Origin of the sequence: Aggregatibacter segnis ATCC 33393 (assembly GCF_900476035.1) — a bacterium.
Taxonomy (GTDB): domain Bacteria; phylum Pseudomonadota; class Gammaproteobacteria; order Enterobacterales; family Pasteurellaceae; genus Aggregatibacter; species Aggregatibacter segnis.
The window spans coordinates 1,188,543-1,203,888 of sequence record NZ_LS483443.1 but is presented as its reverse complement, the minus strand read 5'-3'; the positions used below and the strand labels follow the sequence as shown (position 1 = coordinate 1,203,888).

The following is a 15,346-nucleotide window of genomic DNA, read 5'->3' as shown; positions in this document are numbered from 1 at the left end:
TAAAACTACATAATTCCCTCAAAGTGCGGTACAATCCAGCCTTATTTTTCAATCGGCGAAGAAGATGACTGAAACATTAATTCAATATATTTCTGATGAAAATGCCATGTGTGATTTTGGCAAAAAACTCATTGATGCCATTTGCCAAGTGCCAAATCATAAAGGCATTACACTTTATCTAAACGGAGAACTCGGTGCGGGAAAAACCACACTAAGCCGTGGCATGATTCAAGCGTTGGGTTATCAAGGCAATGTAAAAAGCCCTACTTATACGCTCGTGGAAGAATATAAAATTTCAGGAAAAAATATTTATCATTTTGACTTATATCGCCTGTCTGATCCGGAAGAACTTGAATTTATGGGCATCCGAGATTACTTCGCAGAAAACACAATTTGTTTAATTGAGTGGGCTGAAAAAGGTGTCGGTTTGCTCTCTGCACCGGATTTACTCGTCAATATTCATTACGCCAAACATGCCCGCAATATTGAATTAATTGCTAAATCTGAAACCGGTCGACACATTATTGAAAAACTGAATTAACCTTTTATCACAATGAAACCCAAAACGATGTTTAGATTTCTTTTGATTAACAGCCTTTTCTTTTTTGCACTCTCGGCGTTTGCAAATAATACTTGGACGATAGCGATCGACCCGGGCCATGGCGGAAAAGACCCCGGCGCAATCGGACACAATCTCAAAATTTATGAAAAAAATGTCACACTTTCCATCGCCAAAGAATTGAAAGCGTTACTGGATAAAGATCCTCACTTCCGTGCAGTACTTACCCGTAACGGCGATTATTTTATTTCCGTGCCACAGCGTTCAGAAATCGCCCGCAAATATAAAGCCAACTATTTAGTTTCCATCCATGCCGATTCCTCCGAAACCCCGAATTTACGCGGCGCTTCTGTGTGGGTTCTCTCCAATCGCCGCGCCAATGATGAAATGGGGCAATGGCTGGAAGATCATGAAAAACGCTCGGAATTACTCGGCGGTGCCGGTAACGTGCTTGCTTCACATAATGAAAAATACTTAGATCAAACCGTATTGGATTTACAATTTGGTCATAGCCAACGCGTAGGATATGAATTGGGCAATATCGTTTTACGCCATTTTTCCCAAATTGCCTCTTTAAGCCGTCCAACACCACGTCATGCCAGCCTTGGTGTTTTGCGCTCACCGGATATTCCCTCCATTTTGGTAGAAACCGGTTTTCTATCGAATCAAGAAGAAGAGCTTAAATTAAGTACGCCGGCATACCGTAAAAAAATCGCCCAAGTCATTTACAACGGTCTAGTGGAATACCGCCGTAAAAACTATAAAGACGAACCTAAAATTGCCACGGCAAAAACAGATGAAAAATCTACCGCACTTGAGACAAACGATAGCGCCTTACGCCACACCGTAAAATCTGGGGAAAGTCTAACAAAACTTGCCGCCAAATACGGCGTAAAAGCAGCGGACATTCTTGCTTTGAATAAATTAAAACACAAAGAATTACGAATCGGCGAAACCATTAAAATTCCAAGTAACGGCAAAAATAACGTCAAGGAAAACGTTGAAGAAAAAGAGAGTCAAACACAAGTTTCTCAGGAAAAACCCCAAGAGATTAAATCTGTCGACATTAAAGATAGTGGCATTCGTCACAGCGTAAAACGAGGCGAATCCTTAGGTAAATTAGCCCTAAAATATAAAGTTTCCTCTGCTGACATCCTTACGCTCAATAAACTCAAGCGAAAAGAACTCTTGGTGGGTGAAACCCTCAAAATTCCAGGAGATGCAAAAATAGAAGAAGCAAAACCAACTCAGTCGGTAAAAACAGAGAAAACACCAAAAACAAACGCCCCAAACGCCAAGGAAACCAAACCGGCAGAAACTAAGGCTACAGAAAAAAATAAAAAACAAGAGAAATCCAATAACAGCCCTACTAAGCCGAAAGAGCAAAGTAAAAATAAGGTGGAAGTCAAAGAAGCGATACCGAAATTCCATACGGTGCAAAAAAATGAAACGCTTTACTCCATCGCGCGTGAATATAAAGTTTCACCGAATAAACTGTTGAAATTAAATCCTAAATTAAAAGATGGCAAAGTGTTAAGCGGACAAAAAATCCAACTGCTTGACGATAATCCAGGGAAAAAATAATGACTATACGTATTTTATCGCCACAATTAGCCAACCAAATTGCTGCCGGAGAAGTGGTAGAACGCCCTGCTTCGGTGGTAAAAGAATTGGTGGAAAACAGCCTGGATGCCGGTGCCGATAAAATTCAAATTGATATAGAAAACGGTGGCGCAAGCCTTATTCGGATTCGCGACAACGGCATTGGCATTGCCAAGGAAGAATTGGCTTTAGCGCTTGCCCGTCATGCCACCAGTAAAATCGCTGATCTTGCCGATTTGGAAGCCATTTTAAGCTTGGGATTCCGTGGCGAAGCTCTTGCCAGTATCAGTTCCGTTTCTCGTTTAACCCTCACCTCTCGTACTGCAGAACAAAACGAAGCTTGGCAGGTCTATGCCCAAGGACGCGACATGGAAACCACCATTCAACCCGCATCCCATCCGGTGGGGACAACGGTTGAGGTGGCAAATTTATTTTTTAACACCCCTGCCCGCCGCAAATTTTTACGTTCCGAGAAAACCGAATTTTCTCATATTGATGAAGTCATTCGCCGTATTGCATTAGCCAAATTTAATATCAACTTTACCCTCACACATAATGGCAAAGTATTACGCCAATACAAAAGTGCGGTCACGAATGAACAAAAATTAAAACGTGTTGCGGCGATTTGTGGCGATGATTTTATTCAGAATGCGTTGCAAATTGATTGGAAACACGATGATCTGCATTTGTCCGGCTGGGTAGCTATGCCCCACTTTCATCGTCCGCAAAATGACTTAAATTATTGTTATGTAAATGGGCGAATGGTGCGCGATAAAATCATTACCCACGCTATTCGACAAGCCTATGCCGACTATTTAACCAACGAGCAGTACCCTGCTTTTGTGCTGTTTATTGATCTTAATCCAAATGATATTGATGTGAACGTACATCCTACCAAACATGAAGTGCGTTTCCAGCAATCTCGTTTGGTACATGATTTCATCACCCAAGGCATCAGCAATGCATTAGCCTCCGAGCCAATACCGTTGAATACACCGCCAACAGAATGTGGCGTGGAAGAACCTGCCGGTGTATGGGAAGTTTCCACACAGACAAAACCTAATCGCTCGGCTGCGGGACAAAATATATTTGCCCAACCGACAACAGTTTATTCTGCGAATGCCTACTCGGAAAACCGATATCACGAACAGCCAAAACAGCAAAAAAATCCACCGCACTTTTATGGTGGTTCGTCCCCTCGTGAGCCGATAACACCGAAGGTACTCGAGGCGCATAACGCATTGTGGACGTCTTCGGAAAAACTCGTGCAAAGCAACGTAACCGAAGTCAAAAAACCAAATACCAATTTCTTGCACGCCCTTGCATTAATTCAACATGAAGCCTTGTTGTTACAGCAAGAACAACGTTTTTATTTGCTCTCGCTTGCGCGTTTGCAACAACTCAAACAAACGCTGAATTTAACTTTGTTACCAACCTCTCAACCATTGTTGATTCCGATTATTTTCCGTTTATCAGATGCGCAATGGCAGGCATGGCTTCAACAAAAAACCTATTTCGAGCAAGTCGGCTTTGTTTTTATGGAAGAAGCAGCGCAACATAAAATTACGTTACAAAAAGTATCGGCACATTTGCGCCAACAAAACTTACAACACATGATTGTGTCGTTATTAGATCAATCTTTCGAAAATTTACCTGAATTTTTGACCGCACTTTTGGCACCTTTAGCCTCCCCGCCAATCACCGTGCTTGCCGATGCGGTAAATTTACTCACCGAAACAGAACAGTTACTCGCGAAACAGAAGCAAATTCGCCTGTTAGATTTACTCGTCGAAATTGACTGGCAGCCTTATTTAACTCAATTAACCCGCTAACTATGCAGCATTCAGAACACAAACCTTTAGCGATTTTTTTAATGGGGCCAACCGCTTCCGGTAAAACGGATTTGGCGATCCAGTTGCACCAACAGCTTCCCGTGGAAGTTATCAGCGTCGATTCTGCCCTGATTTATCGCGGCATGGACATTGGCACGGCGAAACCCTCAAAAGCCGAACTGGCACTGGCACCTCATCGCTTAATTGATATTTGCGATCCGGCGGAAAGTTATTCTGCGGCGAATTTCCGCACAGATTCTTTACGCGAAATGCAAGAGATTAGCGCACAAGGCAAAATTCCCTTATTGGTGGGCGGCACAATGTTGTATTACAAAGCCTTATTGGAAGGTCTGTCGCCCCTCCCCTCCGCAGACGACAAAGTGCGGTCGGAAATTGAGGCAAAAGCAGCACTTATCGGTTGGGGTGGATTACATCAAGAACTCAGTAAAATCGATCCGATTTCAGCACAACGTATTAACCCGAATGACTCGCAGCGGATTAACCGCGCATTAGAAGTCTTTTATTTAACTGGTAAGACCTTAACGCAATTAACAGCACAAAAAGGCGAAGCCTTGCCGTATGACATTCTGCAATTTGCGATTGCACCGGAACAACGAGAGGTCTTACATCTTCGAATTGAGCAGCGTTTTCACAAAATGATTGAACTTGGTTTTCAGCAAGAGGTCGAAAAATTGTACCGTCGTCCCGACTTAAACGAGAACCTGCCGTCTATTCGCTGTGTGGGTTATCGCCAAATGTGGGAATATTTACGCGGTGATTATGACCACGATGAGATGGTTTTTCGTGGTATCTGCGCCACCCGCCAATTAGCAAAACGCCAAATCACTTGGCTACGTGGTTGGACATCACCGATTCAATGGTTGGATAGTTTGCAACCGGCTCAAGCCCTTGAAAAAGTATTAACCTCGGTTTCAACGAAAGCGTAAAACACAGATTGCGCCTAGTGACTTTCAATATAATTGTTGCTATATTGATTCGCGGAGGCATACAGCTTGCTGTATTGTTTTAATTCATCATCTTTTACAAAAAGAAGGAAAGAAAAATGGCAAAAGGACAATCTCTACAAGATCCTTACTTGAATGCACTACGTCGTGAACGCATTCCCGTTTCAATCTATTTAGTAAACGGTATCAAATTACAAGGGCAAATCGAATCGTTTGACCAATTCGTGATTTTGTTGAAAAACACCGTAAATCAAATGGTTTATAAACACGCAATTTCAACTGTTGTTCCAGCACGTTCTGTCGCGCATCACAATGCGAACCAACAGCAACAACACCAAGTACAACAACAGGAAACTCCTTCTGTAGAAAACAATATTGATGCTCAAGCAGAATAACAAAGCGGAAAATATTGGCTAATTTACTCGGTAATTTAACTCAACAACGTTTAACTGAAAGTGCGGTGGATTCTGCAGAAATTTCCACCGCACTTTTTGCGTCTGAAAATCCCCAAAAAAATGAACATCACGCATTGAACTATGCCATTATCGTGCACTGTTTTTTTGATGGGCAGAAAAATTTAGATGATTTAAACGAATTTCAACTCCTCGCCAAATCTGCCCAGGCAGAGATTCTCACCGTCATTACCGGTAGCCGCAGCTCGCCACAAGCCAAGTATTTTGTTGGGCAAGGCAAAGCGGAAGAAATTGCCGATGCGGTCAAACAATACCAAGCCGATTTAATTTTAGTAAATCATACGTTAACGCCTGCACAAGCCCGTAATCTAGAAAGCTTGTGTGATTGTCGCGTGGTGGATCGCAACGGCTTAATTTTAGATATTTTCGCTCAACGCGCCCGCTCTCACGAAGGGAAATTACAAGTGGAACTGGCCCAGTTAAAACACCTCGCCACACGTTTGGTGCGTCGTAAAACCGGGTTAGATCAACAAAAAGGTGCGGTGGGGTTGCGTGGTCCCGGTGAAACTCAACTGGAAACCGACCGCCGTTTAATTAAAGTGCGTATCAACCAGTTACAAAATCGCTTGGAAAAAGTTGCCAAGCAACGTAATCAGAATCGTCAAACGCGCCAAAAAGCAGATATCCCGACCATTTCCTTAGTGGGTTACACCAATGCCGGAAAATCTACCCTGTTTAATTTATTGACCGCTGCCAATGTGTATGCGGCGGATCAGTTATTTGCTACGCTCGATCCCACATTACGCCGTCTCAGTTTAAAAGATGTCGGCACAACGATTTTGGCGGACACAGTAGGCTTTCTACGGGATTTGCCCCACGATTTAATTTCTGCTTTCAAATCCACCCTACAGGAAACCACCGAAGCCGCATTATTGCTCCATGTGGTTGATTGCGCCGATCCCCGCAAATTAGAAAATATCGAGGCGGTGAATCAAGTGCTGGAAGAAATCGGTGCACAAGATGTGCCACGATTATTGGTGTACAACAAAATTGATCAACTGGAAAACGTAACGCCACACATCGAATACGATGAAAAACACCAGCCAAGTGCGGTCTATATTTCGGCTAATTCTGCAGATGGCCTTGAACTTTTATTGGAAGCTATTCGTGTTCGTTTAACAGACTATATTCTCCAATTCCCACTTCAACTTTCACCGTCAGAAGGAAAAATTCGTCATGCGCTGTATGAACTCAATTGCGTGGAAAAAGAAGAAATCAGTGAATATGGTGAGTTTTTATTGAGTATTCGTCTTGAAAAAACAGAATGGCTGAAACTGGTGAAACGTTTTCCGACACTTGAAGCATTTAATCCAATTTAGCCGGAAGAAGACTAGGATTTGCCAATCCCGTATTGGCGTAATTTATTGGCGATTGCCGTGTGGGAAACCCCTAAACGCGCGGCAAGTTTTCGGGAGCTAGGGTATTGGGCATAAAATTTGGTCAGCACTGCCGCTTCAAATCGTCCCACCATTTCCTCTAAGGTTGCACCCTCCATCATCAAGCCCTCCACCTCTTGCGATACAGAGACTGATGTTTCCAAGCCTAGATCCTCAATGCGCAACTGATTGTCTTTCGTTAAAGAAACTGCGCGGTACAAGGCATTATAGAGTTCACGAATATTACCGAACCAAGGATATTGTTGAAGATAATGTAAAAATTCAGCATCAAAGTGCGGTGCGGAAATGGCGAGTCTTTCACTGATTTCACGAATAAATTGACGAGCTAGTAGTTCAATATCTTCCACGCGATCTCGCAACCGAGGCAAGTTTAACGTCAGCACATTTAATCGATGAAATAAATCACTGCGCATTTTGCCTTGTTCTACATAATGTTGTAGTGGCTGTTGTGTGGTGCAAATCACGCGAACATTGGCGTAATGTTCCTCTTCCTCACCCACACGACGAAAAGTGCCATCACTTAAAAAACGGAGCAGCTTTGCCTGTAAGGTTAAGGGCAACTCCTCTACCCCGTCCAACAACACCGTGCCGCCATCCGCATATTCAAAAAAACCAATAAATTCGCCATCTTTATTGCGTCGCCCGAACATTTCCGTTTCCGCATCTTCTCCCGGAATACCGGCGCAATTCACCGCAAGAAATTCCTTGTTCCGACGCACACTAAAATCATGGCAAGCTTTGGCAATCACATCTTTTCCTGTGCCGGTTTCCCCTTGAATCAATAATGGCGCATCCAATAAGGCAAATTTTTTCGCTTTGGCGATAATGTCCTGCATTTGCGGATTTCGCGTCACGATATGAGAAAAAGCATCAATATTTGGGGACGTTGCCATAAAAAGCCTCGAGAAGTAAAAAGCACATTCAATAGAAAACGGTTGTCATGATACCGTTACAACAAAAAATCGCCAACCACTTTGGCAAGTTTTATTTACAGTTTACACTTTATCTTTTTGCTTCACTTTCAAGTTCTCAAAAATACTCGCGCCGAGATGACTCAATAATTCTTTATGAATATGAGATAAACGCGGTTTTTCATTCGCCTCAAATGCCAACGGACGACAAAATTCCATGGCTTTAATACCCAATCGCGCTGTCAGTAAACCAACACCAATTCCCTGTGCGGCACGGGCGGAAAGTTTAGCTGTAAGATCTTGCGAGAGCCAATTCACGCCAAGATCTTGAATCAATTCTGTCGCTCCGGCAAAGGCCATATTCACCAACACCATGCGCAACAAACGAAGGCGGCTGACATAGCCCAATTCAATGCCATAAAGCCGTGCAATTTGGTTGACCAAACGGATGTTGCGCCAAGCAATAAAAAACATATCTGCCAACGCCAGCGGGCTAATTGCCACTAATGCGGCCGATTCCGTCGTTGCTTTGTTAATCAGTTTTTTGGCCTGTTTATCAAAAGGGAGCAATACATTTTGGCTGAACAAATGCAATACTTCCGGCACGGAATAAGATTCGTTCATTTGCTGACGCCACTTCGCCAAATCGCTTTGTTGTGGATCAAGCTTCATTAATTTGCCCATTTGCTCACACAATGCGATCGCTTGTTGATGGCTTTCTACTGGAAATTCACCGTGAGAAACGACCGCACTTTTTAGCCATTCACGGCTTTGATGCTGCATTTCACCCCGCTTACGCAAGTACACCAAACGTCGCCATTCTCCGATGATGGCAGAAATACCAAGTAACACCGCTAAACATAACACCAAGGAAAAGGCAAAATAGATCCATTGATTTTGCTGCCAAGTATCCACCAGCCATTGCACGGACTGCGCCACTGTCGCCGTAAGAAATAAAAGTGCGGCGCCAATCAGGGCACGTTTCCACCAACGCGGTGGCGGTTGAACACTTTGTTCAAATTGCACTTCTAACAATTCACCTTCCAACGGCACATTGTCTGCATCCGTATCCGGCACAGCCTGTTCTTCATGAAATTCCTGCTTGGCGATGAAAGCATCCTGTTGTTCAACCTGCTCCTGTTGACTAAAAATCGTTTTTTCCATTCTGCTTGCTCCTGTTATAACTTATCGCCCAGTAAAAATTGTAATACGGCATCCATTCGTAAGTGCGGTATGTTTTCGCCTTGTTCTAAACGGCGCGGTTCAAACTGATCAAATTCAAATTTTTGATGTTGCCAAAAATCAGCACTCGGCAATTTACTCGGCACACTGCCGGGATAAAGCGTGACTTTTTGCAAATCGCTACTCCGCACGCCTTGAATCGCTTTAAATTGACGACCATGTTGATTTACCACCATCTGTTGCGTTGCCCGAATAGACGCAATGGCGGTGTAATCGGTAGTAATATCGGCAAACTCCACGTAACGCCCGCCTTCCTGGACTAACTGGCGCATGAGGCTGACCAAATTCGGCAACTGTTCGGTGGTGATATGATCTGCTTTTGTGGCAATAAACATCAATTTATCGATTTTCGGCGAAAAAAGACGGTTCAAGAAATTACGTTTGCCGTAATGAAAATTACGAAACAGTTGATGTAACGCTAATTGCATGTCCTCAAACGCTTCGCGGCTGTGATTCAACGGCGTTAAGCAATCTGCCAAAATTACTTGCCGATCAAAGGTGGAAAAATACTGTTGATAAAAATCTTTCACAATGTGCCGACGGTAATAATCGTAGCGTTTTTGCAACACTGCAAAATAGCTGTTTTCTTTCGCTTCATTCTTCAATTGTTGCCATTGTGATTCGGTTAAATGCAACAAAGGGAAGAATTGCAAAGCCGGCGCACCGTCTAATTCACCTGGTAACACAAATCGCCCCGGCTGAATAAAATGCAATCCGTGCTGTTTGCATTGCCATAAATAATCGGTGTAATCCTTGGCAAGTTGCGCCAAAATATCCTCATCTGCCGGCGCAGTTAAATTCACGTTTTGAGTTTTTTCCAACCAACTTTGCGCCAATTTCAAATGTGTCGTATTAAACTGTCGTTGCAACTCCAGCGACCATTGCTGAAAATCCAAATCCAACAACGGCAAATCCAACAGCCACTCTCCCGGATAATCAAAAATATCCAGATACAACGTCCCTTTTTCTTTCACATGACGCAATAAACCGCCACTGCGCTGATAACGAATCGCCAGACGTGTTTCACTTACGCCTTTGGTGGACTGTGGCCACTTCGGTGGTTGTTGCGACAATGAGTTAAGATTGCCTTCATAATCAAAACGAGGAACGGACAAATCCAATTGCGGAATACGCTTTGCCGCAATAATGCCATGTCGGCGTGCCGCATCAAACAAAGGAAGATGGCTATTATCGACGTGATTAATATGTAACAACTGATTAATTAAACTCGTAATAAAGGCAGTCTTCCCACTTCGACTCAACCCCGTCACGGCAATTCGTAACGTACGATCCAAACCGCGATTAACCAGTTCATTTAATTCTTTTTGCAGGTGATTTAGCATAGTTTTCGTTCTTTATGATTAAGGCTATATGACTAGATAATGGGCGATATTATACCGAAAAAATGAAGAGGCGCTTAATTTGCTTGGGATTAAGGAAATAATGGAAGAAAAGTGCGGTGGAAAAAGCATATGTTTTATTCTGACAAAAAACAGTGCTGATACATGATCTGTGTTGAGTCAGTAGTATTTAGAAATGAAAAATTTGTTGTGTTACAAGGCTATCACTATAATCCCAAGTTCTAGGAAAGAACTATTTTAAAAGAGTACCAACAAGAATAAATCGATGTATTCCCTTTTCCAATTTTAGATGTCTCTAATTTGATGAAACACTATCTACTATTGGTTAACATTTTTATACAATTAATTTTCTAACCTATCTTTGGCTTTATTAATTTTGGCTCCCATAGCTGTAACATATAGAGCTGCATCAACAATCTGATTGCTAGAAAACCCCTCTCTCGAAGGCAGATTATATTTAATAAAAATAACTTTTTTATTCTCATCTACGAAAAGATTCGGCATTTGTTGAGACTCAAGACTAAATTTATTTAATTTTTCCAACGAAAACCCTTTTTCAGAGATTACCCAAGATAAAAATTCAAAACCCATATCGTCGCTCGTAATAATTACTGCATTTTTTTCACCACGTAATTTAAAGACTAAAGAATCGTCAGCATCAGAGATAAACTTAAATCCACTTTTAATCATAAAATCGATAATTTCTTGATCTGAATAATGTTTTTTACTTCAACCAGAGAAATATCTGAGTTATTTTCTTTTGCAACAACCTGTGTTGAAACGGCTGAGCCACTTGAAATTAAAGATAGTCCTATAATATATATACCCGTTTTTAAGCGTTTATTCATAAATTCCACCGCCATTTGGATTACGAGTTGGATTAGTTGATGTCTGATCTCGCATTTGCGCATCAATATCAGTTGAATAACTTATTTGATCCATTGGTTGAGAAAGATCGTACTTGTATTGATTACCTCGGTTATCTTGGTATCTTCTTTGACCATTAACAAAAATCGGGATTAGCATATTATCCTCTGTATTAAGAAAATTTTATTTAGCAAGATGTTTTGTTAGTCTCTATGTAAAGAAACTAACCCCCAGTATACTGGGGGCAAAAACAACTGGAATTTGTTCACATATTCAATACTATTCAAACAAATACAAAAAACGCCTTGCAATTTGCTTTCATCTATTAGGTTAAGCTGAACAGACACGATTCAGTCTTATCAACATGACAGTAATCTGATTAGGCCAATTTATGCCAAGCCACTTTTTAGCCTAGATACTAAAAATGCATCGAAAAATCCCCCCCCACATCTCACGTAATACCAACCGACTTGCTTAAGTTACTGAAAAAAGTGCGGTCATTTTGGGCGACAAATATCCAGAAGCGGCAGATTCGCTAGAATATCCACGGAATATATCTTACAATTTGGCATTCATTTTAGCCTGTTGATCCGTTTATGATGTTGTATAAAAAATTGATTGCGCCCGTTTGTTTGTTTGCTTTTGCAGTAAATTCTGCGATGGCGGCACCGCGCGTGCCCGAAGAACTGACGGACAATGGATTAATTTATTGCACACACGCCTCCGGCTTTTCCTTTAATCCGCAAACGGCGGATGCGGGAACCAGTATGAACGTGGTAACAGAGCAGATTTACAATAAACTGTTTGAAATTTCGAATACGGCTGCCGAGCCAATCCCTGTATTGGCACAATCTTACTCGCTTTCGCCAGATGGCAAAGTGATTACCATTCATTTACGTCGCGGGATTAAATTCCATCAGACCGATTGGTTTAAACCGACCCGTGATTTTAATGCGGATGATGTCGTGTTTTCGCTCAATCGGGTGTTAGGTTATGAGACATACTTACCGACGTTAGAACAAACCTCCGTCAGCTATAAAAATCCGCAATATCGTATTTTCCATGAACAGGCGAAAAAGGTGCGCTTTCCTTATTTTGAAAGCATTAAGCTAAACCAAAAAATTGAATCGGTGAAAGCCATCAATCCGCATACGGTAGAGATTACCTTATTCAAACCTGATGCTTCTATTTTGTCTCACTTAGCAAGTCAATACGCCATTATTTTCTCGCAAGAATATGCCGTACAGCTCAATGCCGATGATAATTTAGTGCAACTGGATACCTTGCCTGTCGGCACCGGCCCGTATAAAGTCAAAAACTATTTCCGCAATCAATATGTGCGTTTAGAAAAAAACGAAGACTATTGGAAAAAAGAAGCTAAAATTCATGACATTCTGATTGATTTATCCGCAGATCGCACTGGGCGCTTAGTGAAATTCTTTAACGGTGAATGCCAAATTGCCTCCTATCCGGAAGTCAGTCAGTTAGGGTTACTGAAGGAAAATGACGCACGCTATTATATGAAAAGTGTTGAAGGGATGAATTTGTCGTATTTGGCGTTTAATTTCCAAAAAACAGCAATTCAAGATCCAGCATTGCGACACGCAATCTCACAAGCCATTAATCGAAAAAGAATCATTAAAACGATTTATCACAACACAGCGACAGTGGCGAATAATATTATTCCGAATATTTCGTGGGCTTCAAGCGTGAATACGCCGGATTTTGAGTATGACTTTATGCCATTGAAAGCCAAACAAGTGTTACAAGATAAAAAATTAAGCTTGACGATGTGGGTGATTAATGAAGAACAGGTATATAACCCGGCTCCGCTTAAAATGGCAGAATTAATTAAATCAGATCTTGCGAATGCCGGCGTAGAAGTGAAAATTCGTCCGGTTACACGAACATTTTTAATTGAGCAATTACATAATAAATCTGAAGACTACGACATGATTTTAACCGGTTGGCTCGGGGGAAATTTAGATCCCGACAGTTTTATGCGCCCGATTTTAAGTTGTAGCACCTCAAACGAAATTACCAATTTATCCAACTGGTGCAACGAAAAATTCGATCACATCATGGATAGTGCATTAGATAGTTCCAATCAACAGATTCGTTCCGAAGCTTACAACCAAGCACAGGAATTAATTTTATCGGAATTGCCGATCATCCCTATTGCAAACGTCAAACGAGTTTTGGTCGCCAATGGGCGCGTACAAAATATTGAGATGAGCCCCTTCGGCACTTTGAATTTCTCGACGCTATCACTACGAAAAGGACACAAGTAATGTTTAATTCTCTGATTCGACAATGTGTTTTTCTCGTTTTAACGTTCCTTATCCTAACATTAATCAGTTACCTGATTTTGATGCAAGATCCGCTTAATGCCGAATTAATGACACCGCACTTTTACAGTGGCTATTTTCATTATTTGGTGCGCCTTATCCAAGGTGACTTAGGCATCAGCTATAACGGTGGCGAAGCCCTTAAATCGACTATTTTTACCGTGCTCCCACCAACATTAGAACTCTGTTTTTGTGCGATTTTACTGGCAACATTGTTCGGTATTCCCCTTGGGCTCATCGGTGCAATTTATCCTGCTAATTTTATCGGAAAAACCATCCGCACTTTATCTGCTGTTGGCCTCTCCTTGCCGGTATTTTGGATTGCGCCGATTTTACTGTATTTTTCTGCAATTAATGCATGGGAAATTTCTGCAATCGGGCAATACAATTTACTTTATGAAATCAAGCCGATTAGCGGTTTCCCAATTATTGACGTTTGGTTTGTTGAAGCGCCTTATCGGATTAAAATCATCCAAAACGTTTTACAACACTTGGCATTACCAACCTTAGTTTTAACCATTTTACCCACCATGGAAATCGTACGTTTAGTACAACAGCGAGCAGAATTTATCTTCCAGCAAAACTACGTCAAAGTTGCTTCTACACGAGGTTGGTCGAAATTTAGCGTGTTACGTAAATACGTTTTACGCAACACCTTGCCTTTGTTAATTCCTCACACCACCCGTTTATTTACGTTGGTGATTACACAATGTATGTTGGTTGAAAATACCTTAGGTTGGCCGGGAATCGGACGTTGGTTAATTGATGCCGTCACACAGCAAGACTACAACAGTATTTCAGCCGGCATCATTACTATCGGGCTTTGTATTATTATCATTAAAGTGGCATCTGAAAGCTTAATCTTTATTTTGGATCCGTTAAATAAGAAGGGTTGGCATGCAAGATAGAGAACCTGAAGATTTTCGCGAAAGCGACACATTAAAGCATATTTGGGCACTCTTCCGAGAAGATCGCATTGCGCTTTTCAGTTTCTATGCTCTTTTAGTGCTGATTTTGACCGCACTTTTTAGTCCATTCATTGCCCCCTACTCTGCTGAAATGCAATTTATCGGACAAGAACTTATGCCGCCTTCTTGGGCCAATAACGGCCAGATCGCCTATTTTTTAGGAACCGATGATATTGGTCGGGATGTGCTCAGTCGTATTATTATCGGCACCACCTACACCGTTGGCACGGCGATTATTGTGGTTATTCTGACCGCCCTTATTGGCGGTGGGCTTGGCATTTGGGCAGGCATGTCGCAAGGCATTAAATCTCGTGTACTGGGGCATTTTTTAGATGCGTTCCTCACCATTCCGGTGTTACTCGTGGCAATCATTATCGCTACCTTAATGGAACCAAGTTTAATTAACGCCATGTTGGCAATCACCTTGGCATTACTGCCTTATTTCGTACATGAAATTTATCGTAGTATTCAAGCTGAACTCAAAAAAGAATATGTACTGATGTTACGCTTAGACGGCATCTCTAACAGCGTATTACTGAAAGAAACCATCTTACCCAACATTGCGCCACAATATATTCAAGAAATTTCCCGCGCATTTACAATTGCCATTTTGGATATTAGTGCCCTCAGTTTTATTTCTCTCGGCGCGCAACGCCCTGCACCGGAATGGGGGGCGATGATAAAAGACTCCTTAGAATTAATTTATTTAGCCCCTTGGACGGTTATTCTGCCGGGACTTGCAATTATCATCAGCGTATTAATTGGCTTGGTGTTTACCAATGGGCTATGCCGAGCAATTACCAAATATTATGAGTAGATAA

The 15,346-nt window shown here is 41.9% G+C and carries 14 protein-coding genes; 9 read left to right on the top strand and 5 right to left on the bottom strand.

Translation table 11 applies throughout. The features are described 5' to 3' along the window. Positions 1-64 precede the first annotated feature (64 nt). The 6 genes from tsaE to hflX all read left to right on the top strand — a co-directional run bounded on the left by tsaE (position 65) and on the right by hflX (position 6,750). Positions 65-541, top strand: coding sequence for a tRNA (adenosine(37)-N6)-threonylcarbamoyltransferase complex ATPase subunit type 1 TsaE (gene tsaE, locus DQN58_RS05955; protein WP_006717725.1), 477 nt, complete (start codon positions 65-67; stop codon positions 539-541). Between the two features lie 12 nt (positions 542-553). Next, the gene (locus DQN58_RS05950; RefSeq protein ID WP_006717723.1) at positions 554-2,143 is read left to right on the top strand and encodes an N-acetylmuramoyl-L-alanine amidase; all 1,590 of its coding nucleotides are present in this window, start codon (positions 554-556) and stop codon (positions 2,141-2,143) included. Then, positions 2,143-3,993: a DNA mismatch repair endonuclease MutL gene (mutL, locus tag DQN58_RS05945; protein WP_006717721.1), complete on the top strand. Its 1,851-nt coding sequence runs from the start codon at positions 2,143-2,145 to the stop codon at positions 3,991-3,993. The genes DQN58_RS05950 and mutL overlap by 1 nt, the downstream gene beginning before the upstream one ends. A gap of 2 nt (positions 3,994-3,995) precedes the next feature. After that, entirely contained in the window at positions 3,996-4,940 is a 945-nt protein-coding gene (miaA, locus tag DQN58_RS05940; RefSeq protein ID WP_006717719.1) for a tRNA (adenosine(37)-N6)-dimethylallyltransferase MiaA, read from the top strand. 116 nt (positions 4,941-5,056) lie between these two features. Next, positions 5,057-5,353, top strand: a complete 297-nt coding sequence (gene hfq, locus DQN58_RS05935) for an RNA chaperone Hfq (protein ID WP_006717716.1) — start codon at positions 5,057-5,059, stop codon at positions 5,351-5,353. A gap of 14 nt (positions 5,354-5,367) precedes the next feature. Beyond that, positions 5,368-6,750: a ribosome rescue GTPase HflX gene (hflX, locus tag DQN58_RS05930; protein ID WP_006717714.1), complete on the top strand. Its 1,383-nt coding sequence runs from the start codon at positions 5,368-5,370 to the stop codon at positions 6,748-6,750. A gap of 11 nt (positions 6,751-6,761) precedes the next feature. Here the strand turns inward: hflX and DQN58_RS05925 are convergent, their stop codons facing one another. The 5 genes from DQN58_RS05925 to DQN58_RS09860 all read right to left on the bottom strand — a co-directional run bounded on the left by DQN58_RS05925 (position 6,762) and on the right by DQN58_RS09860 (position 11,190). Then, complete coding sequence (locus DQN58_RS05925) at positions 6,762-7,721, bottom strand: sigma 54-interacting transcriptional regulator (protein WP_006717712.1); 960 nt, start codon at positions 7,719-7,721, stop codon at positions 6,762-6,764. 102 nt (positions 7,722-7,823) lie between these two features. Next, the gene (locus tag DQN58_RS05920) at positions 7,824-8,903 is read right to left on the bottom strand and encodes a TIGR01620 family protein (RefSeq protein ID WP_006717709.1); all 1,080 of its coding nucleotides are present in this window, start codon (positions 8,901-8,903) and stop codon (positions 7,824-7,826) included. A gap of 14 nt (positions 8,904-8,917) precedes the next feature. Next, the gene (locus DQN58_RS05915; protein WP_006717708.1) at positions 8,918-10,324 is read right to left on the bottom strand and encodes a YcjX family GTP-binding protein; all 1,407 of its coding nucleotides are present in this window, start codon (positions 10,322-10,324) and stop codon (positions 8,918-8,920) included. 360 nt (positions 10,325-10,684) lie between these two features. Then, positions 10,685-11,032, bottom strand: a complete 348-nt coding sequence (locus DQN58_RS05910; protein ID WP_006717706.1) for a hypothetical protein — start codon at positions 11,030-11,032, stop codon at positions 10,685-10,687. Next, positions 11,029-11,190 carry a hypothetical protein gene (locus DQN58_RS09860; RefSeq protein WP_155811783.1) on the bottom strand — a complete coding sequence of 54 codons (162 nt, stop codon included), beginning with the start codon at positions 11,188-11,190 and terminating at the stop codon, positions 11,029-11,031. The genes DQN58_RS05910 and DQN58_RS09860 overlap by 4 nt, the downstream gene beginning before the upstream one ends. A 618-nt stretch (positions 11,191-11,808) precedes the next feature. On the opposite strand from DQN58_RS09860, the gene DQN58_RS05900 reads away from it, so the two are divergent. The 3 genes from DQN58_RS05900 to DQN58_RS05890 are packed head-to-tail and all read left to right on the top strand — an operon-like array spanning position 11,809 to position 15,342. Next, on the top strand, positions 11,809-13,500 hold the full coding sequence (locus tag DQN58_RS05900) for an ABC transporter substrate-binding protein (protein ID WP_032998112.1): 1,692 nt from the start codon (positions 11,809-11,811) through the stop codon (positions 13,498-13,500). Then, on the top strand, positions 13,500-14,465 hold the full coding sequence (locus DQN58_RS05895) for an ABC transporter permease (RefSeq protein WP_006717697.1): 966 nt from the start codon (positions 13,500-13,502) through the stop codon (positions 14,463-14,465). The genes DQN58_RS05900 and DQN58_RS05895 overlap by 1 nt, the downstream gene beginning before the upstream one ends. After that, on the top strand, positions 14,455-15,342 hold the full coding sequence (locus DQN58_RS05890) for an ABC transporter permease subunit (protein WP_006717696.1): 888 nt from the start codon (positions 14,455-14,457) through the stop codon (positions 15,340-15,342). The genes DQN58_RS05895 and DQN58_RS05890 overlap by 11 nt, the downstream gene beginning before the upstream one ends. The last annotated feature ends 4 nt before the right edge of the window (positions 15,343-15,346 follow it).